Origin of the sequence: Eggerthella hominis (assembly GCF_014287365.1) — a bacterium.
GTDB classification, from domain to species: Bacteria; Actinomycetota; Coriobacteriia; order Coriobacteriales; family Eggerthellaceae; genus Eggerthella; species Eggerthella guodeyinii.
The window spans coordinates 1,019,721-1,046,370 of record NZ_JACOOA010000001.1 but is presented as its reverse complement, the minus strand read 5'-3'; the positions used below and the strand labels follow the sequence as shown (position 1 = coordinate 1,046,370).

At 64.3% G+C, this 26,650-nt stretch carries 22 protein-coding genes; 17 read left to right on the top strand and 5 right to left on the bottom strand.

Annotated elements, in window-relative coordinates; all coding sequences use genetic code 11:
• Nucleotides 1-49: 49 nt before the first annotated feature.
• The 7 genes from H8S61_RS04570 to H8S61_RS04540 all read left to right on the top strand — a co-directional run bounded on the left by H8S61_RS04570 (nucleotide 50) and on the right by H8S61_RS04540 (nucleotide 8,853).
• Complete coding sequence (locus H8S61_RS04570; RefSeq protein WP_015760903.1) at nucleotides 50-1,045, top strand: extracellular solute-binding protein; 996 nt, start codon at nucleotides 50-52, stop codon at nucleotides 1,043-1,045.
• Nucleotides 1,045-1,863: an ABC transporter ATP-binding protein gene (locus tag H8S61_RS04565; protein ID WP_229079676.1), complete on the top strand. Its 819-nt coding sequence runs from the start codon at nucleotides 1,045-1,047 to the stop codon at nucleotides 1,861-1,863. The genes H8S61_RS04570 and H8S61_RS04565 overlap by 1 nt, the downstream gene beginning before the upstream one ends.
• Before the next feature lie 127 nt (nucleotides 1,864-1,990).
• Nucleotides 1,991-3,472 carry an ABC transporter permease subunit gene (locus tag H8S61_RS04560; RefSeq protein ID WP_366457819.1) on the top strand — a complete coding sequence of 494 codons (1,482 nt, stop codon included), beginning with the start codon at nucleotides 1,991-1,993 and terminating at the stop codon, nucleotides 3,470-3,472.
• 37 nt (nucleotides 3,473-3,509) lie between these two features.
• Nucleotides 3,510-4,412, top strand: a complete 903-nt coding sequence (locus tag H8S61_RS04555) for a sugar phosphate nucleotidyltransferase (RefSeq protein WP_160943312.1) — start codon at nucleotides 3,510-3,512, stop codon at nucleotides 4,410-4,412.
• A 176-nt stretch (nucleotides 4,413-4,588) separates the two neighbouring features.
• Nucleotides 4,589-6,358, top strand: a complete 1,770-nt coding sequence (locus tag H8S61_RS04550) for a phosphotransferase (protein ID WP_186938083.1) — start codon at nucleotides 4,589-4,591, stop codon at nucleotides 6,356-6,358.
• Nucleotides 6,359-6,363: 5 nt separating this feature from the next.
• The gene (gene eutH, locus H8S61_RS04545; protein ID WP_186938082.1) at nucleotides 6,364-7,575 is read left to right on the top strand and encodes an ethanolamine utilization protein EutH; all 1,212 of its coding nucleotides are present in this window, start codon (nucleotides 6,364-6,366) and stop codon (nucleotides 7,573-7,575) included.
• A gap of 312 nt (nucleotides 7,576-7,887) precedes the next feature.
• Nucleotides 7,888-8,853 carry an extracellular solute-binding protein gene (locus tag H8S61_RS04540; RefSeq protein ID WP_255466420.1) on the top strand — a complete coding sequence of 322 codons (966 nt, stop codon included), beginning with the start codon at nucleotides 7,888-7,890 and terminating at the stop codon, nucleotides 8,851-8,853.
• Between the two features lie 27 nt (nucleotides 8,854-8,880).
• On the opposite strand, the gene H8S61_RS04535 is transcribed toward H8S61_RS04540, so the two are convergent.
• The 5 genes from H8S61_RS04535 to H8S61_RS04515 form a co-directional block, all read right to left on the bottom strand.
• On the bottom strand, nucleotides 8,881-9,342 hold the full coding sequence (locus H8S61_RS04535; protein WP_244977524.1) for an Hpt domain-containing protein: 462 nt from the start codon (nucleotides 9,340-9,342) through the stop codon (nucleotides 8,881-8,883).
• 12 nt (nucleotides 9,343-9,354) lie between these two features.
• Nucleotides 9,355-9,960, bottom strand: coding sequence for a sugar transferase (locus H8S61_RS04530; RefSeq protein ID WP_186938081.1), 606 nt, complete (start codon nucleotides 9,958-9,960; stop codon nucleotides 9,355-9,357).
• Nucleotides 9,960-11,186, bottom strand: a complete 1,227-nt coding sequence (locus H8S61_RS04525) for a DegT/DnrJ/EryC1/StrS family aminotransferase (protein WP_160943317.1) — start codon at nucleotides 11,184-11,186, stop codon at nucleotides 9,960-9,962. Before H8S61_RS04525 ends, H8S61_RS04530 begins: the two co-directional genes overlap by 1 nt.
• Before the next feature lie 117 nt (nucleotides 11,187-11,303).
• Nucleotides 11,304-12,539, bottom strand: coding sequence for a glycosyltransferase (locus tag H8S61_RS04520; RefSeq protein WP_255466419.1), 1,236 nt, complete (start codon nucleotides 12,537-12,539; stop codon nucleotides 11,304-11,306).
• A gap of 146 nt (nucleotides 12,540-12,685) precedes the next feature.
• Nucleotides 12,686-13,183, bottom strand: a complete 498-nt coding sequence (locus H8S61_RS04515) for a universal stress protein (protein ID WP_186938079.1) — start codon at nucleotides 13,181-13,183, stop codon at nucleotides 12,686-12,688.
• A 201-nt stretch (nucleotides 13,184-13,384) separates the two neighbouring features.
• Between H8S61_RS04515 and H8S61_RS04510 the strand changes: the two genes are divergently transcribed.
• From H8S61_RS04510 to proB, 10 genes are all read left to right on the top strand, one after another.
• Nucleotides 13,385-15,019, top strand: coding sequence for a cell wall-binding repeat-containing protein (locus H8S61_RS04510; protein ID WP_366457815.1), 1,635 nt, complete (start codon nucleotides 13,385-13,387; stop codon nucleotides 15,017-15,019).
• 31 nt (nucleotides 15,020-15,050) lie between these two features.
• Complete coding sequence (locus H8S61_RS04505; protein ID WP_255466464.1) at nucleotides 15,051-16,571, top strand: cell wall-binding repeat-containing protein; 1,521 nt, start codon at nucleotides 15,051-15,053, stop codon at nucleotides 16,569-16,571.
• Complete coding sequence (locus H8S61_RS04500; protein WP_186938076.1) at nucleotides 16,568-18,112, top strand: cell wall-binding repeat-containing protein; 1,545 nt, start codon at nucleotides 16,568-16,570, stop codon at nucleotides 18,110-18,112. Before H8S61_RS04505 ends, H8S61_RS04500 begins: the two co-directional genes overlap by 4 nt.
• Before the next feature lie 82 nt (nucleotides 18,113-18,194).
• Nucleotides 18,195-19,538 carry a glutamine synthetase family protein gene (locus H8S61_RS04495; RefSeq protein WP_015760888.1) on the top strand — a complete coding sequence of 448 codons (1,344 nt, stop codon included), beginning with the start codon at nucleotides 18,195-18,197 and terminating at the stop codon, nucleotides 19,536-19,538.
• 18 nt (nucleotides 19,539-19,556) lie between these two features.
• Nucleotides 19,557-20,231 (top strand): winged helix-turn-helix transcriptional regulator, encoded by a 675-nt coding sequence (locus H8S61_RS04490; protein ID WP_186938075.1) that lies wholly within the window; start codon nucleotides 19,557-19,559, stop codon nucleotides 20,229-20,231.
• Nucleotides 20,232-20,359: 128 nt separating this feature from the next.
• Nucleotides 20,360-22,987: a DNA polymerase I gene (polA, locus tag H8S61_RS04485; RefSeq protein ID WP_186938074.1), complete on the top strand. Its 2,628-nt coding sequence runs from the start codon at nucleotides 20,360-20,362 to the stop codon at nucleotides 22,985-22,987.
• A 268-nt stretch (nucleotides 22,988-23,255) separates the two neighbouring features.
• The gene (gene rplU / locus H8S61_RS04480; protein WP_186938073.1) at nucleotides 23,256-23,672 is read left to right on the top strand and encodes a 50S ribosomal protein L21; all 417 of its coding nucleotides are present in this window, start codon (nucleotides 23,256-23,258) and stop codon (nucleotides 23,670-23,672) included.
• A 19-nt stretch (nucleotides 23,673-23,691) separates the two neighbouring features.
• On the top strand, nucleotides 23,692-23,943 hold the full coding sequence (gene rpmA, locus H8S61_RS04475) for a 50S ribosomal protein L27 (RefSeq protein WP_154334439.1): 252 nt from the start codon (nucleotides 23,692-23,694) through the stop codon (nucleotides 23,941-23,943).
• Between the two features lie 151 nt (nucleotides 23,944-24,094).
• Entirely contained in the window at nucleotides 24,095-25,489 is a 1,395-nt protein-coding gene (gene obgE, locus H8S61_RS04470) for a GTPase ObgE (RefSeq protein ID WP_186938072.1), read from the top strand.
• Nucleotides 25,489-26,643 carry a glutamate 5-kinase gene (gene proB, locus H8S61_RS04465; protein ID WP_154334438.1) on the top strand — a complete coding sequence of 385 codons (1,155 nt, stop codon included), beginning with the start codon at nucleotides 25,489-25,491 and terminating at the stop codon, nucleotides 26,641-26,643. The genes obgE and proB overlap by 1 nt, the downstream gene beginning before the upstream one ends.
• The last annotated feature ends 7 nt before the right edge of the window (nucleotides 26,644-26,650 follow it).

Below are 26,650 nucleotides of genomic sequence, written 5' to 3'. Positions count from 1 at the left end.
ATATGCTTTAGCTCGATAATCTGATTCTATTGCGAAGCGAGGAATGTGCATGCCCCTTGTGATGACCCGGCGATCGTTTTTGGCGGTTGCGGCGGGTGCGGCTGCGTCGCTTGCCTTGTCGGGATGCAGCTCCGCGAGCGATAACACCGTGGTGATCTACTCGTGCGGCGAGGGCGAGGCGAACGAGGTGCTGCTCGAGGCCATGCATCGCGATCTGCCGCAGTACGATATCCGCTTGCACTACGTGTCGACCGGCACGTGCGCGGCGAAGCTCCAGAACGAGGGTACGTCGAGCGAGGCCGATATCGTTCTCATGCTCGAGGGCGGTTACCTCAGGCAGATTCAACCGAGCCTGGCGAAGCTGACCTCGTACGATTTCGAAGTGTTCGAAGACGATCTGCTCGATGGCTCGAGTACCTACCTTCCCTTCAGGCGCGAGAGCGCATGCGTTGCCATGAACGTCGGGGAGCTGACCGCTCGCGGCATCGCCATCCCCGAGACGTACGACGATCTGCTCGATCCAACGTACCGTGGGCTCATCACGATGGCGAATCCGAAATCTTCCGGTACGGGCTACAACTTCGTTAAGAGTCTTGTGAACACGCGGGGCGAGGATGCGGCCTTCGAGTACTTTGACAAGCTGGCCGAGAACGTGTACCAGTTCTCGTCGTCGGGATCGGGGCCGGTCAACGCGCTTGTGCAAGGAGAGGCGTTGATCGGGTTCGGTCTCACCTACCAAGCGGTGTCCGAGATCAACAAGGGCGTGCCCATCGAGGTGCGGTTCTTCGAGGAGGGCTCGCCTTGGACGATGAACGGCGTGGCGGTGGTCGACGGCAAGCAGGATAAGCCGGCGGTGCGAGCCGTTATGGATTGGATGTTCAGCACGGGCATCCTGCTGGACAAGCAGGAGTTCGTCCCGGACAAGGTGTTCGTCGATCAACATACCGAGATCCCGAACTACCCGCAGGATACGCACTACGCGGACATGGAAGGCGTGTTCGACATCGACGAGAAAAAGCGGTTGCTAGGGAAGTGGAAGTACTGATGACGAGCGAACAGGAACACACGATGGTCGACACGACGTCAAATCGCGAGACGCTTGCGGACGAGCCGAAACTTCGCATCAGCGGCTTAGTTAAGCGTTTCGAGGGATCCGAGGTCCTGCACGGTCTCGATTTCGATGTGCGGGATGGCGAATTCCTTTCCATCCTGGGACCTTCGGGGTGCGGTAAGACGACCACGTTGCGCATTCTCATCGGTCTGCTGGCACCCGACGAGGGCTTGATCGCCCTCGACGGGCGCGACATCACGACGGCGTCGCCCGACGCGCGCGGCATGGGCATCGTGTTCCAGAATTACGCCCTGTTCGAGAACATGACGGTGCGCGGCAACGTTGAGTACGCCTTGAAGTTCAAGCCCGATCTGAAGGCCCGTCGGCGCGAGATCGCCCAGCGCGTGCTCGAGCAGCTCGGCCTTGCGGAGCACCTCGACAAGAGCGTGCGGCAGCTGTCGGGCGGCCAGCAGCAGCGCGTGTCCATCGCCCGCACGCTGGCGCTCAATCCCGAGGTCATCCTGTTCGATGAGCCCATGAGCGCGCTCGACGTGGAAACGCGCCTGTCGCTGCGCCTCGAGCTCAAGCGCATCCAGCGGGAGTTCGGCACGACGATGGTGTACATCACGCACGACCAGGAGGAGGCGTTCGCGCTGTCCGACCGCGTGATGGTGATGGGGGAGGGCAGCATCCATCAGCTGGCCGCGCCCGAGGAGATCATCGCCAACCCGGCCGACGACTACGTTGCCGACTTCGTGGTGAAGAACCTCAACATCAAAATGGACTCGCTTGCGCGATTCATGGATCGGTAGGCGGCTCGTGAAGCGAAAGGGTACGTTCAATCTCACTCGAGTGGTTCTTGCTGCCTTCTTCCTCTTTGCTGCCGTGCTGCCTTTGCTGGGGATGTTCTCGCAACTGGCGAGTCCGGGGGCGTCCGAGGTGTTCGGCACGGAGCAGTTCAAGACCGCCTGCCTCAACTCCATCGGCGTGTCGCTTACTTCGACGGTCATCTCGCTGGCGCTCGCGCTGGCGATGTCGTGGGTGCTCTGCCGCACGAACATACGCGCCAAGGGCGTCATCGCCGTCGTCATGACGCTCCCTATGCTCATCCCTTCGCTCGCGCTCGGCATGGGACTGGTGTTCTTGCTCGGATCGAACGGGGTCATCACGAACGCGCTTGGGCTCGATTTTTCGCTGTATGGGTTCTGGGGCATCGTGATGGGTTCGGTGCTGTACTCGTTCCCCTCGGCGTTCTTGTTGCTGTACGACGTGCTCAAGTACGAAGACGCATCGCCGTACGAGGCCGCCGATGTCCTGGGAATCCCGAAGGTCAACCAGTTCCTCAGCATCACGCTGCCGTATCTGCGCAAGCCGCTCATCTCGGCCGTGTTCGCCACTTTCACGCTCGTGGTGACCGACTACGGCGTACCGCTCATGGTGGGCGGCAAGACCACGACGCTGCCGGTGCTCATGTACCAGGAGGTTATCGGCCTGCTGAATTACAACACGGGCGTGGCTATCGGCTTCGTGCTGCTCATACCGGCCGTGGTGGCGTTCCTCGTCGACGTGCTCAATGCCGACAAGGGGAAGTCGTCGTTCGTGTCCAAAGCGTTCGATATCAAGCGCAATGTGGCGCGCGACGCGATCGGCTACGTCGCCGGCATCGTGGCATCGGTGGCCATCCTCCTCCCGCTCGGATCGTTCGTGCTCGTATCGTTCGTGCGGAAGTATCCGGTGGATTTGACGGCGACGTTCGACAACGTGGGCCGTGCGCTCAACATGAATGTGGGCGATTACTGGATCAATTCGATCATCATCGCCTGCGCTGTTGCGCTCATCGGCACAACGCTTGCGTATTTCGCGGCATATGTGACGGCTCGCTTGGGCGGTCGTTTTGCGAAGATGCTGCACCTCGTCTGCATCACGACGCTCGCCATCCCCGGTATCGTGCTGGGTTTGTCGTACGTGCTGTTCTTCAAGGGTTCCCTTCTGTACGGCACGTTCGCCATCCTGATCTTGGTCAACCTCGTCCACTTCTTCGCCTCGCCGTACCTCATGGCTTACAATTCGCTGGGCAAGGTGAACGAGAACCTGGAAGCGGTCGGCTCCACGATGGGGATCGGGCGGGGGAGCATCTTGAAGGACGTTCTCATCCCGCAGACGACGGGCACCATCATCGAGATGGTGGGCTACTTCTTCGTAAACTGCATGGTTACCATTTCCGCCGTGGCGTTCTTGTCCACGACGCTCGACATGCCGCTCGCGTTGCTGATCACCGACCTCGATGCGCAACGTCTGACGGAGTGCGCCGCGTTCGTGTCGTTGATCATCCTGCTCACCAACATTGCCTTCAAGCTGGTGCTTGCGGGCGTGAAGAAAGCTATCAACCGTGCCGGTTCGCCCTCCGCTTCGGCGGCTTAGCGAACAAGGTGCTTGCCAAATGAGGAAAGGTTCGCTCATGTCCCGTTCGCTCGATGTGAAGGATTTCAAAATACTGACCGCGCTTGAGGCGCGTGTGAGCGAGTCGCTGACGCAGCGCGAGATCGCCGCGGCTGCCGATCTGTCCGTAGGCACGGTCAACCGCGCGATGGCCGACCTGCACGAGCGGGGCTTCGTGCGCGAGGGCATGCTGTCGGCGGCGGGCCTGGAAGCGCTCGAGCCGTATCGCGTCAAGCGCGCGGTGCTCATCGCAGCCGGGTTCGGCTCCCGCTTGGTTCCCATCACGCTGAACACGCCCAAGCCGCTCATTCGCGTGCGGGGCCAGCGCATCATCGACTCGCTGCTCGATGCGGTGTCCGCCGCGGGCATCGAGGAGGTGTACGTGGTGCGCGGGTACCTTGCCGAGCAGTTCGATCAGTTGCTGTACAAGTACCCCCACGTGAAGTTCATCGAGAACCCCTTCTACAACGAGGCGAACAACATCTCTTCGGCCGTGGCGGCGAAGGATCTGCTGCAGAACGCCTACGTGTTCGAGTCCGACCTGCTGCTGTACAACCCGAAACTCATCACGAAGTACCAGTATTCGTCGAACTACCTGGGTGTGCCGGTGCCGGTTACCGACGACTGGTGCTTTCAGACGCGCCGCGGCGTGATCACGGGGCTCACGGTGGGCGGAACGGACTGCCACCACATGTTCGGTATCTCCTATTGGACCGAAGAGGACGGCAGAAAGCTCGCCGACGACGTGCCGGCCACGTTCGCCATGCCGGGCGGCAAGGAGCGGTACTGGGACGAGGTGGCGCTGCGCTACTTCGCGCGCAACTACGAGGTGTCGGTGCGCGAGTGCACGTTCGACGATGTGATCGAGATCGACACGTACCGCGAACTGCAGCAGCTCGATAGGTCCTATGTAGTCGAATAGGTGCATCATGTTTCAAATTTGGTTTTCAATTTGAAAAATTGATCAAATATGAGGTACAAATTAGCGTAATAACAGAATAGTCGTTCATTATTTACTTTTTCTTTACAAAAATGAACATTGCGGTTAGAATTCCTCCCGGACTATAAGACAGTATGCGGATCAACGGGAGGATCGTCGTGTCGCTGGAGAAGAACGAGTTCAAAACCCTAGTCGCGTCGATGGACGAAGGCGTGTACACGCAGCGCGCCTTGGCCGATGCGTCAGGGCTTTCGCTCGGCACGGTCAACCGATTGTGCCAGACGCTGCGCGATCGTGGGCTCATGGACGGGTTCTACGTCACGGCGGAGGGTTATCGCGCCTTGCAGCCGTACAAAGTAGAGAACGCTATCATCATGGCTGCGGGACTGTCCTCGCGCTTTGCGCCGCTCTCTTACGAGAAGCCCAAGGGCGTGCTCAACGTGCGGGGCGAAGTGCTGATCGAGCGGCAGATCCGCCAGCTCAAAGCCGCCGGTATCGACGACATCACGGTGGTGGTCGGCTATATGAAGGAAGCGTTCTTCTATCTTGAGGATCTGTACGGGGTGACCATCCGCGTGAACGAGGAGTACGTCGCTCGCAACAACAATTCCACCCTCATGCTCGTTCGGGAGCAGCTGGGCAATACCTACATCTGCTCGTCCGACGATTACTTCACCGAGAACGTTTTCGAGCCGTACGTGTACGAAGCGTACTATGCGGGCATGTATTTCGAGGGTCCCACCGACGAGTACTGCATGAAGACGGCACGCGATGGGCGAATCATCGGCGTTACCGTCGGCGGCGCCGATGCGTTCGGCATGCTCGGGCACGCGTACTTTGATCGCGCGTTCTCCAGCGCGTTCTCGGCCATTCTCGAGAACGAATACGATTGGCCCGAGACGGCGCCCAAGCTTTGGGAGGACCTGTTTCGCGACCATGTGAAAGATCTGCGCATGGTGTTGCGCTCCTACGGACCGGGTGTCATCTACGAATTCGATTCCCTTTCCGATCTTAAGCAGTTTGACCAGGATTTCCTGACGAACGTCGACTCGGAGATCCTCGACAACATCTGCGACGTGCTCGGTTGCACGCGCGACCGCGTCGAGGGCATCGTGCCGATCAAGGAAGGCCTCACCAACCTTTCCTTCAGATTCTCGGTCGACGGTGCTTCGTACGTATATCGGCACCCCGGTCCCGGCACGGACGAGATCATCAACCGACGAAGCGAGGCGTACTCCCAGGCTGTCGCCAAAAAGCTCGGCATCGATGACACGTTCATCTTTCAAGATACCCGGAAAGGTTGGAAGGTGTCGCGCTTCGTGAAGGATTGCAAGCCGTTCGATTACCACGACGGGAGCCATGTCGAGCAGGCTATGGACCTGATCCGCCGTTTGCACCAGAGCGGCGAGACGTCGCAGTGGACGTACGACCTGTTCGAGAAAGCCCAGTCCATGATGGCGCTGCTCGGTGCGCGTTCCTATCCGTCGTTCCCGGATTACGAGCCCCTGCGCGATCGCGCGGCGCGCCTCGACGCCTTGGTGAAGAGGGATGGCGTTGCGCCATGCCTGTGCCACAACGATTTTTACAACCCGAACTTCCTCGTATCCGAAGAGGCGATGTACCTTATCGACTGGGAGTATTCGGCGATGTCGGATTACGCTTCCGATCTCGGCGTGTTCATCTGCTGCTCCGACTACGACGAGGACGAGGCGGATCGCGTGCTCGAGACGTACTTCCAGCGGGCATTGACCGCCGAGGAATACCGCCATTGCATCGCTTTCGTGGCGCTTGCCGCCTACCACTGGTTCATCTGGGCCTTGTATAAAGAGGCTGCAGGCGATTCGGTGGGAGAGTGGTTGTACCTGTGGTACCGATACGCCAAGACGTATTCGGCCAAAGCGCTTGCGCTCTACGAAGACGAGAGGTAGTCGAGATGGAGATGATCGGAACGGCCGTGGTGTACATCATCATGGCGTGTGCATTGGCGGGCGCCGTCGCATCGGCCATCAAGCCGGAGAGCGAGCTCGGCCGGCAATTCGTGGCCGGCATCGACTCCATCGGCCCCATCTTCCTTCCCGTAGCGGGCATCATGGCATCGGCTCCTTATCTGACGGCGTTCGTGAGCACGGTCTTCGGGCCGGCGTACGGGGCGCTCGGCGCCGACCCAGCCATGGCGGCGACGACGTTCATCGCCATCGACATGGGCGGATACCAGCTGGCGGACGCGCTTGCGCAGACGCGTGAGAGCTGGATCATGGCGATGATGACCGGGTATATGGCGGGCGCAACCATCGTTTTCACGATACCGGTGGCGCTGAAGATGCTCGAGAAACGCGATCGGAAGTACTTGGCGCTCGGAGTGATGAGCGGCCTTCTCGCGATTCCTATCGGCGTGCTCGTTGCGAGCGTCATCATCGCGCTTTCGCACCCGGTTATCCGGGAGGTCGTATCGACGAACGCCGAAGCGACCTATCAGCTTGCGTTGAGCTTCGCCCAGATCGGCGTCAACCTCGTGCCGCTGATCATCATATGCGTTGCGCTGGCATTGGGGCTCAAGTTCAAGCCCGACGCCATGATCAAGGGGTTCATCGTATTCGGTCGCGTGATGGAAGCGACGCTCAAAATCGTGTTCGTGCTGGCGGTTATCGAATACTTCACGGGCATCTTCACCACGGTCTTCGGCTCCTTCGGGTTCGATCCTATCATCGCCGACGAGGAGGATATCTTCCGAGCGCTCGAGGTGTCGGGTGCTATCGGCATGATGTTGTGCGGCGCGTTTCCCATGGTGTACCTCATCAAGCGCTATCTTGCGAAGCCACTCGCCAAAATCGGCGGCGCGGTGGGGCTGAGTTCGGATGCAACCGCTGGCTTGCTGGCCGCCTCGGCGAACGTGCTTGCGGCGCTGTCGATGGTGAAAGACCTCAAGGCGCGCGACAAGGTGCTGGTCATGTCGTTTGCCGTGTGCTGCGCGTTTCTGTTCGGCGATCATCTGTCGTTCACGGCGAACTTCCAACCGACGCTGATCGTGCCGGTGCTTGTAGGGAAGCTGTCGGCGGGTGTGTGTGCCGTCGTGTTCGCAAGCTTGCTTGCCGTGAAGAAGGCTGAGGAACTCGAGCGGATCGATAGGGCAGAAGCCGAAAACTAGAAAAACAATCCGGATCGTCGAAGCACCCCTTCCCCCATCGTGGCCAATGGGAGAAGGGGTGCTTTGTTTTATGTTCAATTACTATATTCAATTTACATTATTGAACACACTTGATATGATCTTTACATTCCGAAAAGGGATGATGATCGTAAATAGGTATATTTTGCGTTCATAAATATAAGTAAACACTAAGAATTGTACAAACGATTCTCTTGTTTCATATGGTCAAAATCGAGAAGAGCAAAGGTGGTGAGAGGGGGTCGGAGTGCGTGCGACCTTGACGCGATGCTTCAGTTGACGCGAAAAGAATTCTTGCTCGGCGCGCTGGGTGCGGCATGCGCCTTGGCTCTGCCGGGGTGTTCGGGACGATCCGAGAACACGGTCGTCATGTACTCGTGTGCCGAGGGCGTGCGCAACGAGTCGCTGCTTGCGGCGATGCATGATCGGTTTCCCGCCTACGACATTCGTTTGCGCTACATTCCCACGGGCAACTGCGCGGCGAAGCTCAAGATGGAAGGAGCGCAATCCGAAGCCGATATCGTTTTGGGCCTTGAAGGCGGTTACCTTAAACAGGTGTCGGATCAATTCGAGGAGCTTCCGGCATCGGATGCATCCCGCTATTGCGCCGACCTGGTGGATGCCGATAACCGCTTCTTTCCGTTTTCGCGTGAAAGCGCTTGCATCGCGATTAACGAGGCGGCGTTTTCCGAGCGCGGCCTCACCGCGCCCCGTTGCTACGAGGATCTGACCGATCCTGCGTTTCGCGGCCTGGTGACCATGCCGAACCCCAAGTCATCGGGCACGGGGTACAATTTCGTCAAGAGCCTGGTGAACGCCTGGGGTGAGGATGAAGCGTTTGCGTACTTCGATCGCCTGGCTGAGAACGTGTACCAATTCACCTCCTCAGGGTCGGGCCCGGTGAATGCGCTCGTGCAAGGCGAAGCCGCCATCGGCCTGGGAATGACCTTCCAGACCGTTTCCGAGATCAACCAAGGCGTGCCGCTGCGGGTGCTGTTCTTCGAGGAGGGTGCCCCCTGGGCCGTGTACGGCTTGGGCATCGTCCAAGGTCGGGAGGATAACGCCGTCGTCCACGAAGTGTTCGAGTGGCTCGCCACCGAAGGCGTGAAGATCGACAACGAAACGTACGTGCCCGATCAGGTTCTCATCGACTTCAAAGCCGAGATTCCGAACTATCCGACCGATATCGTGTATGCCGACATGACGGGTATCACCGATCCGGACGAGAAGCAACGCCTGCTGGCGAAGTGGAAGTACTAGAAGGAGCGGCAGGAACGCTTGTCGCGTCTACCCCTGCAGGATCGCCAGGGCTTCGACCACGGCTTCGTGGCTCTCGCGGAGTTCGGGCATGAGGGCGCGTGCGCTGTCCAGATCGTCGGCGCGCAGCGCATCGGTGATGCGCGCGGCCAGGTCGTAGAGGCGCACGAACGACAAGTTGCCCGCGACGCCCTTGAGGGAATGGGCCTCGCGCTCGGCCGCGGCGGTATCGCCGGAGGCCATCGCGGCTTCCAACCGGTCGAAATGCGGATCGTTCGCGTACTTCGAGGCGAGACGAACGAACAGGGCCTCGTTGCCGCCGAAGCGCTCCATCGCCTCCGCATAGTCGATGCCGTACTGTGCAAGCTTTGCGTTCAATTCGTTCGTCATGATCTCACTCTCCTGCATGCTCTCCCGTCGTACGCCTGCGTTGCGCGGCGCACGTTCATGATAGAGGGTGGGAGCCGTGCGCGGCGGGTCGGAAGGGGTCACGTTAGCCGACCGTTACTTCGCCGACGCATCGTCCTCCACGAACACGCCTTCCTGGTTGAATACTGCGGAGAACGTCTTGAAGAACACCTTCACGTCGAGCGGGAAGGAAACGTTGCGCACGTAGAACACGTCGAGCGCCAAACGGTCGTGCCAGGGCAGCGAGTTGCGCCCGTACACGGCGGCGTACCCGGTGATACCGGGCTTCACGGTGAGCTTGAGGTGCTCGTCGCCTTCGTAGAGCTCCGTCTCGCGGCGCAGGTCGGGGCGGGGCCCCACGACGCTCATGTCGCCTTTCAGCACGTTGAGGAACTGCGGCATCTCGTCGAGCGACGTCTTGCGCATGAAGGCGCCCACGCGCGTCATGCGGGGGTCGTCCGCGCCGTTGTAGGTGGAGCCGTCCTCCATGACGAGGTCGGGCGCGTTCACCCGCATCGAGCGCAGCTTGTACATCTTGAAGTCGCGCCCGCCGAGCCCCACGCGCGGCGCGTTGTAGAACACGGGTCCCTTGTCCTCGAAGTGGATGAACGGCGCCAGCACCGCGATGATGATCAGCACGAAGGGCAGTGCCACGAGCCCTACGACCAGGTCGCACACGCGCTTTCCGAACCGTGCGTACATCAGCGGACGCCCTCCGCCTCGAGCTTGTCGTAGGCGCGCCCGAACGACGCCGCCACGTAGTCCACGTCGTCGTCGGAGAGCAGCGTGTGCAGCGGCAGCGTCACCTCGTTCTCGAACTGCGCGAGCGCGTTCGGGAAATCGGCGATGTCGAAGCCGAGATCGCGATACGCGGTGAGCAGCGGCAGCGGCTTGTAGTGCACGTTCGTGGCCACGCCGTCGTCCGCCATGCGCTCGATTAGCGCGTTGCGGAACGCCTGCGACTTGGCCCTCAGGCGCACGAACATGAGGTGCCCGCTCGATTCGCCGCCCTCGCCGTAGTGCTGCAGCAGCTCGACGTCACGGTCGCGCAGGTTGCGCTCGTAGCGTTCGACGATTGCGCGCCGGCGGGCGAGCGAGGCGGGGTAGCGGCGCAGCTGCGCAAGCCCGAGCGCCGCCTGGATGTCGGTCATGTTGCACTTCCAGCCGGGGAAGGCGATGTCGTACTCCCAGGCGCCCGCGCGGTTCTTCGCCAGCGCGTCCTTCGTCTGGCCGTGCAGGGATTGCAGCATGAACTGGCGGTACAGCTCGTCGGAGTCGAACGCGCCCGCGCGCCACGCGAGCGCGCCGCCCTCGGCCGTGGTCAGGTTCTTCACGGCGTGGAACGAGAAGGCGGTGAAGTCGGCCACCGACCCGGAGGGACGTCCCCGATACGTCGCGCCGAACGAGTGGGCGGCGTCGGCCAGGACGATGACGCGGTCGAAGGCGCGCTGCAGCTCGGTCGCGGGCTTCCAGCGGTCGCGCACGGCGTCGAGCGCGGCGAACAGGCGCTCGTAGTCTGCCATGCGCCCGGCGATGTCGACGGGGATGATGGCGCGCGTGCGCTCGGTGACGAGGCCGGGCAGGGCGTCGTAGTCCATCTCGTAGGAGCCGGGCGCCACGTCGCACAGCACGGGGGTCGCGCCCACGTGGCAGATGACCGAACAGGAGGCGGTGTAGGTGTACGCGCTCGTGATCACTTCGTCCCCGGGTCCCACGCCGATGGCGCGCAGGGCGCATTCGAGCGCCGCGGTGGCCGAGGCGAACGTGGCGGCGCGGTCGGCCTGCGCGAAGCGGGCGATCTCACGCTCGAATTCCTTCGTCTTCGGGCCGGTGGTGATCCAGCCGCTCCTCAGCGCGTCGGCGACCTCGTCGAGCTCGGCCTGGGTGATGTCCGGCGGGGAGAACGAAATGCGTTTCTGCTCAGTCAAGATTGCTCCTTGGTACCCTATAAACGACGTGCGACCTGCATGATCGCACGCAATCAGCGTATGCAAGCTCCCTATTTTGACGCGCCGCGCCCGGTTTGGCGAGGCGCTCAACCAAAATCACAGCAACGTGCGCAGCAAATCCACGATCTCGCGATACGCGCGGGGCTGGTCGAACTCGCTCTCGGCGACGGCGCGTGCCTTCGAGCCCATGATCTTGCGCAGCGACGCGTGCCCCGCGAGCTTGGCGATGGCGTCGGCGAGCGCTTCGGCATCTTCCGCCTCGACGTTCACGCCGAAGCCGTCGGCGGTCACCTTCGCGCGGAACTCGGGGCTCGAGCCCGTGTTGATCATGGGGTTGCCGCTGGCCAGGTAGTCGCCGATCTTCGTCACGATGCTCTGAACCGCCGACGTGACGAGCGAGTTCACCACGATGTCGGACGCGCACAGGTAGGCGGCCATCAGCTCGTAGGCCGTGTAACCCAGGAAGTCCGCCGGGGCGTCGAGCTGCGCCGCGAGCGCCTCGAGCTTCTCGCGGTCGGGGCCGTCGCCGAGCACCTTCACGCGCACGGGGGGCAAGGCCGGCGCCTGGTCGTCGTCCTTCGACGCCGCCCGTGCGAGGCGTCGGCGCTCGAGCAGCGCGGCGGCCTCGACGAGCGTGGCCACGTCGTAGCTGGCGCCGAGCGTTCCGGCGTAGGCGACCCACAGCTCGCCTTCCGGCTTGTCCACCTCGGGCGCGTGCGCGCGGGCTCCTTCGTCGAAGGCGGCCAGGTCGTTGCCCACGTACACCGTGGCCTGGGGGTAGGGCTTCGCGCGGTCCTTCGCCGGGCGCGCCGCGTACTCGTCGGAGGTGCCGACGGCGCCCGCCAGCAGCTGGTAGACGCGCTTCGCGTCGCGCGAGAACGGGTAGAAGGCGACGTCGCTGACCACGGGCACGTCGACGACCATGCGCATGGCCTCGGGCCACAGGTCGTTGATGTCCGCCACGAAAGGGATGCCCTGCGCGTCGGCCGCTTCGGCGCACACGCGCGCGACGTCATTCGGCGGGATCTCCGCGTAGATGAGGTCGTACGCGCCGGCCGTTCGCTCGAAGTGCGCGCGCAGGTTCTTCGCCGCGACGCGATGGCTGCGGATGCGCGCGAGGTCGAGGTTCTTCGTGTAGCCGGGCTCGTCGATGAACACGACGCGGTAGGGAAGGCCCTGGTAGCAGGCCTTCGACGTGTCGCGATGCGCCTTGTCCCAATGCTGGAACGACGACGTGATGAGGTCGACTTCGAAGCCCTCGCGCGCGAGCAGCTCCGACAGGAAGCGGAAGCGCGTGTAACCCCGCGTCTCGTCGCCCAGTTTCACCCCCATCGTGACGACAGCCAGATGTTTGCGCGGGCGGGTATGATGTCGATTGGTTTCCATAGCCAGGTAGTATACCAACTTATCGGGTCGGCATGCGCGACGGCCCGCGCGAAAACGGACGCGGGCCGTCGGGATGCGGTTCGTATCCTTCGCTACTTCCCGTCCTCGTCCTTCTTCGCCACGAGGACGGGGATCTCCGCGGAGCGCAGGACGCCGTGGCTGACGCTGCCCAGCATGCCGCGCAGCACGCCGAGGCCGCGCGAGCCCATGACGATGAGGTCGCAGCCGTGCTCCTTCGCGAAGTCGTTGATCCCGTCGACGGGCGACGGCGCGTTGGCGGCCACGATGTCCACGTCGTTGGGCAGGCTGTCGAGCAGTCCGCCGATGGCCTGCTTCATGTCGTTCTCCTCGCGGTCGAGCGCCGCTTCGACGAGCTTCTTGTACAGGTCGGGCTGGATGACCAGCGGGGGAGCGCTCTCGTAGGGGTTGGCGTCGAGCCCGAGCGCGGGCGGGATGTCCGAGACGAATACCACGCTGACGACATGCAGCTTGATGGCGGGGTCCTCTTCCGCCAAGCCCTTGGCCAGCGTGAGCGCGTGCAGTGCGTGGTCGGACTTGTCGAACGGCACGAGGATGTTGGTGAACTTCATGGGATTCCTCCTGATCGTCGCTGATCAAACAGCTAAAGTATAGCACGCGCCACGCGGCGCGGCAGAGGGTCGGGGTTCTGGCGACGGACTGTCACCGTGGCTCGTTGCGCCGTTGATTCCGGTGGCGAATCACCCTGCTTTTCTTCGCTTGGAGTAGCCTGGAAGCCTTCGAGGCTATGCTACTATTGAACGAAGGAATTAATGGGGCGCGACGAGCGGGGGTGCTGTTTCATGCGCGTTGATCCAAGGCGCAGAAGAGGTGAGGCGCATGCGAAACCAAGGGATCGGTCTGCGGCGTTTGCGCTCGTGGCTGCCTGCTTGCGCAGTGTTGGGTTCGCGCTTTGCCTGACGGCTGCAGTGGCTCTCGTTTGCGTCGCGGCGCCCCCTCGGGCCCTCGCCCTCGGCACGTCCGAGTACGCGGGCGCCGACATGTTCGAGACCGCGGCCGCCGAGGCCCGCGCCGCCTACCCGGGCGGCTCGGCCAGCGCCATCCTCGTGGGGCCGGGCGACGCCTGGGTGGACGCGCTGTCCGCCGCGGGCCTCGCGGCCTCGAAGGGCCCCATCCTGTTCACCGAGCGCGGCCGCCTCTCCCCGGCGACCGCCCGGGCCCTCGCCGACCTCAAGGTGAGGAGCGTCGTGGTGGTGGGAGGCTCCGCCGCCGTGTCCGACGCGGTGGTCTCCCAGCTCTCGTCCAAGGGGGTCGCCCTCGAGGCGCGCCTGGGCGGCGCCGACTGCTACGGCACCCAGATGGAGGTGTACGGCTACGGGCTGGAGCGCGGGCTCTGGGACGCCTCGACGGCCATCGTCGCCACCGGCGGCCACTTCGGAGACGCCCTGTCCGCCTCCCCCGTGGCCTTCGCGAGGAAGGCCCCCATCTTCCTCGTGGAGCCGGGCGCCGGCCTGCGCGAGCCCCAGAAGCGGGCGCTGCTGGAGGGCGCCGAGCAGGGCCGGTTCTCCCGCGTGCTCGCCGTAGGGGGCCCCGCCGCCGTGTCCGACTTCGCCTACGGGTTCCTCGAGCTCGTCGCCGCGGCGTCCTCGCCGATGGGCGTCTGCGAGCGCGTCGCGGGCGCGGACCAGTACGCCACCTCGGCGGCCGTGGCGCGCTGGGCCGTCGACAACGGGGTGCTCTCCTGGGACGGCGCCGCGTTCGCGTCGGGCGCGCTGCCCTACGACGCGCTGGCCGGGTCGGTGCTGCAGGGGGCGTCGAGGTCGGTGATGCTGCTCGTGGGCGACGCTCCGTCGACTACCGTTGACGCTGTCGCCCGGCAAGCCGGTTCCGTTTCAGCCATACGGTACTTCGGAGGGGAGCGTGCGATCTCGAGTAGCATGCGTTCTTACGTGAGCTACTCAATGCGGCTCGGGTATGGTTTGCCTCTCGGCGGGTCCAGGCTGTCGAACGGTTCTTTCGTGTGGTGTAACGCGTCAGGGGTCGACAGGCAAGATGCCATCAATCGCGTGATGCGAACGGCGCACTCGTGTTTGGGCATACCGTACGTTTGGGACGGAATGTGGCCTGAAGATGGCGGGATGGATTGCTCGTCGTTCACGTGGTACGTCTACAAGCAACAGGGTATTGTTCTGGGCGAGGATACCTATCATCAAATCAGCAATGGGTATCGCGTTCCGTCTCTTTCCCAAGCGAAGCCGGGCGATCTCATTTTGATGTACTTCGATTCTCATCCGAATTTCAACCCGCTTCTTCCCGAGCACGTGGTGCTCTACGCGGGCAACGGCATGATCTACGAGGAGCCGGACTTCGGCATGAGCTGCCAGTACGTTCCTCTGTATTCGAAGCATGCGGGCAAGATTGAGATTCGTAGGATAATCAGCGATTAGGGAGCGTTGGAAGGAAGGCGCGGTGAGTGAAATGTTGGAAAGAAAGGGCTTCGTGCGCACGCTTGCGTTGAGGCTGTTCGCTGGGGGTGTTGCGGTCGCTTTGGCGGGGTGCTTGGTGCCGCTTCCTCGTGTGTATGCCGACGATCGGCCCGAGCAGCCCGGGGGTTCGACCGACGCTTCCGAACTTCCCAACGACCAAGACGGTGCCATGTCGCCTGACGGCACGGTCGATGGGGTGGAGAGTCCTTCCGTCGACCTCGACGAAAAGAAGGAATCCGAAGAGACTGGCGAGGAGCCGCCCGATGTTGCCCCGGATGATGCGATCGACTCGAATGAAGAGGATCGGGGAGATTCCGATGCGTGCCTAGACGAAGAAGCCTCCCCTGAAGATGCTCTGACGCTCGGCGAGGAATCGGATTCGGAGGTGGCCGAGGCCGACCCCGTTCAAAGCTACAGCGGCGCAACCATGTACGAAACGGCTGCGGCGGAAGCCAAGGCTGCGTATCCGAAAGGCTGCGACTCCGCTATCATCGTAGGGCCTGGTCAAGCGTGGATCGATGCGCTATCCGCAACGGGTCTTGCAGCTTCTAAAGGTCCTATCCTGTTCACCGAAAAAGATTCGTTCAATTCGGCAACCAAGAAAGCGCTCAAAGAACTCGGCGTGAAAAGCGTCGTCATCGTCGGAGGTGAGGCAGCTGTATCGGCGAAGGCGGCAAATGCTATCAAGAATTCCGGCATTGCGGTTGAAACCCGGCTTGGTGGCACCGATTGCTACGACACCCAAATGAAGATATACGAATACGGTCAATCTCGGGGACTTTGGGATCCTTCGATGGCCATCGTGGCCACTGCTAGCCATTTCGGCGATGCCTTGTCTGCTTCGCCGGTGGCGTTTGCCAAAAAAGCGCCCATTTTCCTGGTGGCGTCGGGTGAAGGGTTGGGCCGTAGCCAGCAGCAGGCGCTGGTGAAGGGCGCTCGAAGCGGAGGGTTCACTTCGGTCGCCATCGTAGGCGGGACGAGCGCCGTGTCGAGGCAGGCTGAAGGATTCATTTCGGGGATCTGCTATTGGAATGGAGGCTCGTATACGCGTCTCGCCGGAGCCACGCAGTACGAAACGAGTGCAGAGGTGGCGACGTGGGCGGCGACGAGCCAGGGCCTTTCTTGGGATAGTCTTGCATTCGCCACGGGCGCAGCGCCCTACGATGCCCTTGCGGGTTCGGTTCTGCAGGGTGGAAGCGGGTCGGTTCTGCTTCTGATCGACGGATCGAATACGGCGACATTGAACGCGGCAGCGCTACATAAAGGCTCTATCGGCCATGTGAGGTTTCTTGGGGGTACGGCGGCGTTGCCTCAGAATTTGAGAAACACGATCGTGTCGAAGTTGGGCATATCTACCGCACCTCGTCCAAAAGTCGCTTCTGAACTTGATGCCGAAGTGGATGAGGGGGCCGCTCAGCAAGAAGAGATGCCAGACGGTGCCGAAGAACCGAGCGACGAGGTTTCGGCCCAGGAGGACGAGGCGACGGGGATTGAGGGAGGCTTGACGGAATGATGCACGCGAATCGCCGTTTCCTCGACGGCTCAATTGTTCTGATCTCGCTCGTCGCAGTTTTGCTCTTGACCTGTTTCGCGGCGCCCCCTCGGGCCCTCGCCCTCGGCACGTCCGAGTACGCGGGCGCCGACATGTTCGAGACCGCGGCCGCCGAGGCCCGCGCCGCCTACCCGGGCGGCTCGGCCAGCGCCATCCTCGTGGGGCCGGGCGACGCCTGGGTGGACGCGCTGTCCGCCGCGGGCCTCGCGGCCTCGAAGGGCCCCATCCTGTTCACCGAGCGCGGCCGCCTCTCCCCGGCGACCGCCCGGGCCCTCGCCGACCTCAAGGTGAGGAGCGTCGTGGTGGTGGGAGGCTCCGCCGCCGTGTCCGACGCGGTGGTCTCCCAGCTCTCGTCCAAGGGGGTCGCCCTCGAGGCGCGCCTGGGCGGCGCCGACTGCTACGGCACCCAGATGGAGGTGTACGGCTACGGGCTGGAGCGCGGGCTCTGGGACGCCTCGACGGCCATCGTCGCCACCGGCGGCCACTTCGGAGACGCCCTGTCCGCCTCCCCCGTGGCCTTCGCGAGGAAGGCCCCCATCTTCCTCGTGGAGCCGGGCGCCGGCCTGCGCGAGCCCCAGAAGCGGGCGCTGCTGGAGGGCGCCGAGCAGGGCCGGTTCTCCCGCGTGCTCGCCGTAGGGGGCCCCGCCGCCGTGTCCGACTTCGCCTACGGGTTCCTCGAGCTCGTCGCCGCGGCGTCCTCGCCGATGGGCGTCTGCGAGCGCGTCGCGGGCGCGGACCAGTACGCCACCTCGGCGGCCGTGGCGCGCTGGGCCGTCGACAACGGGGTGCTCTCCTGGGACGGCGCCGCGTTCGCGTCGGGCGCGCTGCCCTACGACGCGCTGGCCGGGTCGGTGCTGCAGGGGGCGTCGAGGTCGGTGATGCTGCTCGTGGGCGACGCCTCCTCGCCGACGATCAAGCTTGTCGTAGACAAAAGAAACTCACTTTCGACCATCCGCTATTTCGGGGGGAAGAGCGCTTTACCGAGCAGCTTGCGCTCCTATATCGAACGTTCCGTGGAATTCGGGCGTATGCTGCCCATGGGGGCTACGCGCCTGTCCGACGGCAGCTATCTTTGGTGCAACTCGAGTGGCGTCGATCGGCAGGATGCGATCAACCGTGCAATGCGCATAGCTCGGTCGTGCCTTGGCATCCCTTATGTCTGGTTGGGCAAGTATCCCGAAGACGGCGGCATGGATTGCGCTTCGTTCACCTGGCATATCTATACGCGTAATCTTGGCATGGATATCGGGTTCGAGACGTACGATCAGATCAACGCAGGTTATCGGGTGGCATCGATCAACGATGCGAAACCAGGTGATCTTATACTGATGTATTTTGGCGGTTGGCCCAACTACAACCCGCTTCTTCCCGAGCACGTGGTGCTCTACGCGGGCAACGGCATGATCTACGAGGAGCCGGACTTCGGCATGAGCTGCCAGTACGTTCCTCTGTCTTCGAAGGGCTTTGGGAGGATGGAGGTTCGGCGCATTGTGAGCGACTAGATGCATGCGGTCGCGTCCCTCGCGAAACGCAACCGAAACACCGGCGAGTATAATGGTGGTTCGAGAGAGAAAGGACTGCCCGATGACCGTGACCCCCGAGCAAGACTTCGTGCTGAAAACCATCAAGAGCCGCGACGTCCATTTCGTCCGCTTCTGGTTCACCGACGTGCTGGGACGCATGAAGTCGTTCGCGGTCATCCCGAGCGAGCTCGAGGACGCGTTCGCCGATGGCATGGGCTTCGACGGCAGCTGCATCGAGGGGTTCTGCCGCACGCAGGAATCCGACATGCTGGCGTATCCGGACGCGTCCACGTTCCAGGTGCTGCCGTGGCGGCCCGAGTCCAACGCGGTCGCCCGCATGTTCTGCAACCTGCGCACGCCCGACGGGTCGCCCTTCGAGGGCGACCCGCGCCAGGTGCTCGCGCGCACGGCGGCGAAGGCCCAGGCGATGGGCTACGTGTTCAACATCGGCCCGGAGCTGGAGTTCTACTACTTCAAGGACGCCGAGGGCACCGAGGTGCTCGACCGCGGCGGCTACTTCGACCTCACGAGCCTCGACTACGCCTCCGACCTGCGCCGCGACACCGTGCTCACGCTGGAGAAGATGGGCATCCCCGTGGAGTACTCGCATCACGAGAACGGCCCGTCCCAGCACGAGATCGACCTGCGCTTCACCGACGCGCTGTCCATGGCCGACGCGGTGATGACGTACAAGCTGGTCGTCAAGGAGATCGCGATGAAGCACGGCGTGCACGCGTCGTTCATGCCCAAGCCCATGGCGGGCGAGCCGGGCAGCGGCATGCACGTGCACCAGAGCCTCTACGACCTCGACGGCAACAACGCCTTCTACGACCCGAACGACCCCCAGGGCTACCACCTGTCGAAGGTGGCCAAGCACTACCTGGCGGGCCTGCTCAAGTACGCGCCCGAGTTCTGCGCCATCACGAACCAGCACGTGAACTCGTACAAGCGCCTCATCGCCGGCGGCGAAGCGCCCATCTACCTGTCGTGGGCGCGCTCGAATCGCTCCACGCTCGTGCGCGTGCCGGGCTACCGCCCCACGAGCGAGGGCGCGTGCCGCCTCGAGCTGCGCAGCCCCGACCCCAGCGCGAACCCCTACCTCGCCTTCGCCGCCATGCTGGCCGCCGGCTTGGCGGGCATCGAGGAGGAGCTGGAGCTGCAGGAGCCCAACGAGGACCAGGACCTGTTCATGCTGTCGCGCCAGGACCTGCGCCAGCAGGGCATCGCCACGCTGCCCGAGAGCCTCGGCGAGGCGGTGGAGCTGTTCGCGGAGTCCGAGCTGATGCGCGCGACGCTCGGCGACCACATCCACTCCTACCTCGTGGCCGCGAAGCGCGCCGAATGGAACGACTACCAGGGGTACGTGTCGCAGTGGGAGCGCGACCGCTACCTCGCGGTGCTGTGACGTGCGAGAGGAGGGGCCATGCAGCGCAAGCAGGTGATATTCGTCGCGGACAGCCTCGACAACGCGCATAAGTTCCAGCAGGTGCTGTCGGGTTTGGACGTGGACGTGGCGGCGGGGTCGTCCGCCCAGTTCAAGAAGCTGCTTGGGCAGCATCCCGCCTGCGACCTCGTCGTGTACGAGGCGCGCGGCGGCGCGTCGGAGGACGTGGCCGGCATCGAGGCGCTGCTGCTCGAGGACAACGCGGCGTCGCTGCTCGTCATCGTGGGGGAGGACCAGCTCGTCCGCTTTCGGCTGCCCGTGCAGGTGAAGAGCGACTTCGTGATGCGCGGCGCATCGCCTGGGGAGTGCGCGGCCCGCATCCGCCAGCTGCTGTGGCCTGGCAACGAGGCCGCCACCTCGGACTGCCTCGCCGTGGAGAACATGACCGTGAACCTGGCCACCTACCAGGTGACGGTGGGCGGCGAGCCGCTCGACCTCACGTACCTCGAGTACGCGCTGCTGGCCTTCCTCGTCACGCACCCCTCGCGCACCTACTCGCGCGACGCGCTGCTGCGCCGGGTGTGGGGTTTCGACTACTACGGCGGCTCGCGCACGGTGGACGTGCACGTGCGGCGCATCCGGGCGAAGCTGGGCCCCGAGCTCGCCCAGCACCTGGAAACGGTGCGAGGCGTCGGCTACCTGTGGAGCGCGTAGCCGCGCGCGACGCGAAACCCTGGCGGGGCGGTAGGTGATTCTTTGTTTCTCCGACGGCGTCCGGCAGGGGCGCGACGGGTTGCTCTATACTGGTCGCTCGACACCCAAACCGACGGAGGACTCGCCCTATGCCGAAGAAGATCGCCGTCATCGACGGCAACTCGCTTATGCACCGCGCCTACCATGCGGTGCCCCAGACGATGAACGCTCCCGACGGGCGGCCCACCAACGCCGTGTTCGGCTTCGTGGCCATGCTGCTCAAGTTCATCGACATCGCGAATCCCGACGCGCTCATCTGCGCGTTCGATGCGGGTCGTCCGGCGTTCCGCATGGAGGCGCTCGAGCAGTACAAGGCGCAGCGCCCTCCCATGGACGACGACCTCAAGGTGCAGTTCCCCATCGTCGAGGAGCTGCTGGAGGCCATGAACGTGCCCGTGGTGCGCATCAAGGGCTGGGAGGGCGACGACGTGCTGGGCACCATCGCCGCGCGCGACGAGGAGCTGGGCTACGAGACGCTACTCGTGACGGGCGATAAGGACGCCTACCAGCTGGCAACCGACAAGACGCGCATCGTCACCACGAAGAAGGGCATCACCGACGTGGCCATCTACGGCCCGGCCGAGGTGCTCGAGCGCTACGGCGTGCGGCCCGACCAGTTCATCGACTTCCTCGGCCTCAAGGGCGACTCGTCCGACAACATCCCCGGCGTGCCCGGCATCGGCGACAAGACCGCCGCGAAGCTGCTGCAGACCTACGGCAACCTCGAGGGCATCTACGAGCACGTGGACGATCTCAAGGGCAAGCAGAAAGAGAAGATCGTCGACAACAAGGACATGGCGTATCTGAGCCGCGAGGTGGCCACCATCGTGCGCGACCTCGACTTCCCGCTCGACCTCGAAGCGTGCTCGTTCCCGTCGTTCGATTCCGACAAGGTGACCGAGGCGTTCAAGAGCGTGCAGTTCAACGCGCACCTCAGCCGCGTGCTCAAGCTCGTGGGCAAGGAGCTTGAGAAGAAGGCGGCCCCGCTCGTAGTGGAGCCGGTGGTTTCGGGGCCCGAGGCGCAGGCGCTCGTCGACGCGGCCATCGCGCGCGGCGAGACGGTGGGCGTGGCGTTCATCGAGCCCGAGCAGGTGTCGCTGTTCAACGCCGGCCTGCACGGCGCGGTGAACACGAGCGAAGGCACGGCGGTGTTCGAGGACGACGAGGGCCGCGAGGCGTTCGCGCGCATCGTGCGCGCCGGCTCGTTCGCCGCGCTCGACGTCAAGCGCGAGGTGCATCGCATCTATCCCGCCGATACGGCCGAGGCCGCGCTTGTGGAGGACGCCGAGCTCATGGGCATGCGCGCGTTCGACCTGGGGCTGGCCGGCTACGTGCTGAACTCGTCGGTGTCCGAGTACTCCTTCGACGCGCTGCTCGACGCCTACTACGGCGGCGTGCTGCCCGAGACGAAGGACGAGGCCGGCGCCGTGGCGGCCCAGGCCGCGGCGGCGCGCATGCTGGTGGGCCCGCTCACCGACGCGCTCGGGCGCGACGAGAGCAAGCGCGCCTACTTCGACATCGACCTGCCGCTCGTGGCGGTGCTCGCCATCGTCGAGCGCACGGGCGCCGCGGTGGATTGCGACCGCCTGGCCGAGCTGGGGGCCACGACGCAGGCCGAGCTCGACGAGCTGCGCGCGCGCATCATCGAGATCGCGGGGGAGGAGTTCAACCTCGACAGCCCCAAGCAGCTCGCGCACATCCTGTTCGAGGTGCTGGGCCTGCGCACGCTCAGGAAGAACCAGCGCGGCTACTCCACCGACGCCGCCGTGCTCAAGGAGCTGTCGAACGACCACGAGCTGCCGGCGCTCGTCCTGCGCTACCGCGAGCTGGCGAAGATCAAGTCCACCTACATCGACGCGCTGCCCCGCATGCGCGCCGACGACGGGCGCGTGCACACGAGCTTCAACGAGACGGTGACCACCACGGGGCGCCTGTCGTCGTCCGAGCCGAACCTGCAGAACATCCCCGTGCGCACCGAGTTCGGCCGCCAGATCCGCGAATGCTTCGTGCCGCTCGAGGAGGGCCATGCGTTCCTCTCGGCCGACTACTCGCAGATCGAGCTGCGCCTGCTCGCGCACCTGTCGAACGACGAGCACCTCGTGGCCGCGTTCTGCTCCGGTGCCGACTTCCACGCCGCCACGGCCAGCCGCGTGTTCGGCCTGCCGGTGGAAGAGGTGGGGCCCGGGCTGCGCAGCCGCGCGAAGGCCGTGAACTTCGGCATCGTGTACGGGCAGCAGGCGTTCGGCCTGTCGCAGAGCCTCGGCATCCCGTTCAGCGAGGCCAAGGAGATGATCGAGCGCTACTTCGAGGCGTATCCCGGCGTGCGATCCTACCTCGACGACGCGGTCGCGCAGGCGAAGGAGCAGGGCTTCGCCGAGACGATGTTCGGCCGCAAGCGCCACATCCCCGAGCTCAAGGCCGCGAACGCCACGCAGCGCGGCTTCGGCGAGCGCACGGCCATGAACCACCCCATGCAGGGCAGCGCCGCCGACATCATCAAGCTGGCCATGACCGAGGTGCAGCGTCGCATCATGGAGCGCGGCTTCGAGGCGAAGCTGCTGCTGCAGGTGCACGACGAGCTGGACTTCAGCGTGCCGGAAGGCGAGATCGAGGAGCTGTCGGCCATCGTGAAGGACGTCATGGAGCACATCGTGGAGCTCCGCGTCCCCCTCGACGTCGACGTCTCCTACGCCGCCAACTGGGCGGAGGCGCACTAAGGGCCCCGTCGGCCCCGTTCCCCCTCGGGGGGGGGTCGGCGCCGCAGCCGCCGCGCCGATTTTGTCGGACCTGTGATGTTCGAAAAAATCATACCACGCCGCCGCGTGTGGCTAAAGTATCTGCTATCATATAAACGTTGTGCTCTGTGGAGGCACAGCGTAGGAAGAGTGCGATGATACGCGTGGATCGTGCATAAGATCACATTGACTTGCTACGGTCACGCTGGTAAGCTATCGCCTTGCGTTTATTCATATCAAGGAGACACTCATGTACGCAATCGTAAAAACGGGCGGCAAGCAGTACAAGGTCGCACCCGGCGACAAGCTGAACATCGAAAAGCTTGACGCCGCCGTGGGCGACAAGGTCGAGCTCGAAGCCATCTGCGTCGTCGACGGCGCCAAGGTGGAGGCCGACCCCGCGAAGGCAGCCGCGACGAAGGTCACCGCCATCATCCTCGAGCAGTTCAAGGGTGAGAAGCAGCTGGTCTTCAAGTTCAAGAAGCGCAAGAACTACAAGAAGCTGCGCGGCCATCGCCAGCAGCTCACGCGCGTCCAGATCGAGTCCGTCGGCTCGGCCAAGGCTGACAAGCCGGCCGCCAAGAAGGCTGCGAAGAAGGACGAAGCTGAGAAGAAGCCGGTCGCCAAGAAGGCTGCCGAAAAGCCCGCGTCTGAAGACGCCGAGTAAAGCGTAAGGAGGGAACACCATGGCTCACAAGAAAGGTCTCGGTTCCAGCCGTAACGGCCGCGACTCCCACGCACAGCGTCTCGGCGTGAAGATGTTCGGCGGTCAGGCGGTCAAGACGGGCAACGTCATCGTCCGCCAGCGCGGTACGCACATCCATCCGGGCGAGAACGTCGGCCGCGGCAAGGACGACACGCTGTTCGCTCTGTGCGACGGCACGCTCGAGTTCACGAAGGGCGCCAAGCACAAGGTGCACGTGCGTCCCGAGGCGTAGGTTCCGCCTACCCACGACTGCGTAACGTTATCTGTTTTCGCATGCCCCCTGCTCGTCAGGGGGCATTTTTCATATACAATCCGGGTTGTCGTGTTTAAGCGAGCAACCCGTGCGCCCTCTCCGGGCGCGGATCGAAATAGAGGTACCACCCGTGTTCATCGACAAAGTACGCATCCATGTCAAAGGCGGCAACGGCGGAGCCGGCTGCATGTCGTTTCGCCGCGAGGCCCACGTGCCGAAGGGCGGTCCCGACGGCGGCGACGGCGGCCATGGCGGCAACGTCGTGGTCGAGGCCGACGCCAGCCTGTCGTCGCTCATCGAGTACCGCTTCAAGCACCATTTCAAGGCCGATCGCGGCACGCACGGCAAGGGCTCGCGCATGCACGGCGCCACCGGCGAGGACCTCGTGCTCAAGGTGCCGATGGGCACCGTCGTCCACGAGTACTTCGAGGACGACAAAGAAGTGGGCGAGCTCATCGCCGATCTCACGCACGACGGCGAGCGCGTCACCGTGGCCGAGGGCGGCATGGGCGGACGCGGCAACATCCACTTCGTGACGCCGACCCGGCGCGCGCCCGCGTTCGCCGAGCTGGGCGAGCCGTCGCAGGAGCGCTGGATCGAGCTGGAGATGAAGCTCATGGCCGACGCGGCCCTCGTGGGCATGCCGTCGGCGGGCAAGTCGTCGCTCATCGCGAAGATGAGCGCCGCGCGCCCGAAGATCGCCGACTACCCGTTCACCACGCTCGTGCCGAACCTCGGCGTGGCGCGCTCGGGCGACTACAGCTTCGTCGTGGCCGACATCCCCGGCCTCATCGAAGGCGCGCACGAGGGGCGCGGCCTGGGCCACGAGTTCCTGCGCCATATCGAGCGCACCGCGCTCATCGTGCATGTGGTCGACCTGACGGGCGACTACGAGGGCCGCGACCCGCTCGAGGACTACGACATCATCAACCGCGAGCTGGCGCTGTACGCCGACGACCTGGCGGCGCGCCCGCGCATCGTGGTGGCGAACAAGATGGACGTGCCGGGCGTGGAAGAGGTGGCCGACCGGCTGGCGGAGCGCGTGCGCGCGGACTCCGTCGCGGCTGCGGGCGGCGACGAGTTCGCCCCGAGCCCCGTCGACCCGAAGCTCTACCGCATCAGCGCGCTCACGGGCGAGGGCGTCGACGGCCTCAAGGCCGCCATCGCCGCGAAGGTGCACGAGCTGCGCGAGGCGCTGCGCGAGCAGGCGCAGGCCGACGTGCAGTACGAGCACGTGTGGGAGCACAAGCGCGAGGAGCGCGACAAGAAGTTCAAGGTCGTGCCGCTCGGCGGCGGGGTGTTCCGCGTGGAGGGCCCGCAGGTGGAGCGCATGGTGGTGCAAACCGACTGGGAGAACGAGGAGGCCATCGCGTTTTTGCAGCACCGCCTCAAGCGCCTCGGCGTGGAGAAGGCGCTCGAGAAGGCGGGCGCGGTGGACGGCGACGAGATCCGCATCGTCGGGCGCGCGTTCGAGTTCGAGTCGGCCCGCACGGCCGAGGACCTGTTCAAGGAGCTCGATCTGTAATGAAGCCGGCCGGTTGCGCGCACGTCGCCCCGCAGACGCTGGGCAAGCGCCTCGTCATCAAAATCGGGTCGTCCACGCTCACCACGTCGGAGAGCAAGATCGACTACGCCTACCTCGCGGAGGTGACCGACCAGATCGCGCGCGTGCGCGCCGCGGGGTGGCGCCCCGTCGTCGTCACCTCGGCCGCCATCGCCTGCGGCCTCGAGCAGCTGGGCATCGAGAAGCGCCCGCACGACATGCCCAGCTTGCAGGCGGCCGCCTCGGTGGGGCAGAGCGCGCTCTCGACGGCGTACGCCGAGGCGTTCGCGCGCCACGGCATCGTGACGTCCACGGTGCTGCTGACGCGCCGCGACACGGCCGACCGTCGCGCGTACCTGCACGCGCGCGACACGTTCGACCGCTTGCTCGAGCTGGGCGTGGTGCCCATCGTGAACGAGAACGACACCATCTCGGTCGAGCAGATCCGCTTCGGCGACAACGACACGCTGGCGGCGCTCGTGGCGTGCCTCGTGGAGGCCGACCTCATGGTGATCCTGTCGGACATCGACGGGCTCTACGACGCCAACCCCCATCACCATCCGGATGCCAAGCTCATCGGCCGCGTCGAGGCCATCGGCCCCGAGATCATGGCCGTGGCGGGCGAGGCGGGCACCACGGTGGGCTCGGGCGGCATGATCACGAAGATCAAGGCCGCGCGCGTGCTCATGGTGGCGGGCATCCCGCTCGTGGTGTGCGACGGCCATCGCGCCGAGGCCATCGTGGACGCGGCGGCGGGCGAGGACGTGGGCACGCTGTTCGTGGCCGCGAAGAAGCCCCACGAGATCACGCCGAAGAAGCTGTGGATCGCGCTGGGCGACGCGGCGCGCGGTGCGCTCGTGGTGGACGACGGCGCGAAGGCCGCCCTCATCGAGCGCGGCAGCTCGCTTCTGTCGGTGGGCGTGCGCGCGGTGGAAGGGCGCTTCGAGGCGAACGACATCGTCGACATCAAGGATGCGACGGGGCATCTGTTCGCGCGCGGGAAGGTGGCCTTCGCCAGCGACGAGGCCGCGCTGGCGATCGGGCGCACGCGCGCGGAGCTGCAGGCGAACCGCCTGCTGGCAAGCTTGGCCGACAAACCGCTCGTCCATCGCGACGAGCTCGTGGTATTCGAGTAAGGGGGAG

Bases quoted from the DNA above. Each gene is read 5' to 3' on its own strand.
- H8S61_RS04565 (WP_229079676.1), top strand. From the start codon at position 1,045: ATGACGAGCGAACAGGAACACACGATGGTCGACACGACGTCAAATCGC.
- rplU (WP_186938073.1), top strand. From the start codon at position 23,256: ATGTACGCAATCGTAAAAACGGGCGGCAAGCAGTACAAGGTCGCACCC.
- H8S61_RS04505 (WP_255466464.1), top strand. From the start codon at position 15,051: ATGTTGGAAAGAAAGGGCTTCGTGCGCACGCTTGCGTTGAGGCTGTTC.
- polA (WP_186938074.1), top strand. From the start codon at position 20,360: ATGCCGAAGAAGATCGCCGTCATCGACGGCAACTCGCTTATGCACCGC.
- rpmA (WP_154334439.1), top strand. From the start codon at position 23,692: ATGGCTCACAAGAAAGGTCTCGGTTCCAGCCGTAACGGCCGCGACTCC.
- H8S61_RS04520 (WP_255466419.1), bottom strand. From the start codon at position 12,539: ATGGGGGTGAAACTGGGCGACGAGACGCGGGGTTACACGCGCTTCCGC.
- H8S61_RS04510 (WP_366457815.1), top strand. From the start codon at position 13,385: ATGGGGCGCGACGAGCGGGGGTGCTGTTTCATGCGCGTTGATCCAAGG.
- H8S61_RS04555 (WP_160943312.1), top strand. From the start codon at position 3,510: ATGTCCCGTTCGCTCGATGTGAAGGATTTCAAAATACTGACCGCGCTT.
- H8S61_RS04570 (WP_015760903.1), top strand. From the start codon at position 50: ATGCCCCTTGTGATGACCCGGCGATCGTTTTTGGCGGTTGCGGCGGGT.
- H8S61_RS04495 (WP_015760888.1), top strand. From the start codon at position 18,195: ATGACCGTGACCCCCGAGCAAGACTTCGTGCTGAAAACCATCAAGAGC.
- H8S61_RS04515 (WP_186938079.1), bottom strand. From the start codon at position 13,183: ATGAAGTTCACCAACATCCTCGTGCCGTTCGACAAGTCCGACCACGCA.
- H8S61_RS04530 (WP_186938081.1), bottom strand. From the start codon at position 9,960: ATGTACGCACGGTTCGGAAAGCGCGTGTGCGACCTGGTCGTAGGGCTC.
- H8S61_RS04500 (WP_186938076.1), top strand. From the start codon at position 16,568: ATGATGCACGCGAATCGCCGTTTCCTCGACGGCTCAATTGTTCTGATC.
- eutH (WP_186938082.1), top strand. From the start codon at position 6,364: ATGGAGATGATCGGAACGGCCGTGGTGTACATCATCATGGCGTGTGCA.
- proB (WP_154334438.1), top strand. From the start codon at position 25,489: ATGAAGCCGGCCGGTTGCGCGCACGTCGCCCCGCAGACGCTGGGCAAG.
- H8S61_RS04490 (WP_186938075.1), top strand. From the start codon at position 19,557: ATGCAGCGCAAGCAGGTGATATTCGTCGCGGACAGCCTCGACAACGCG.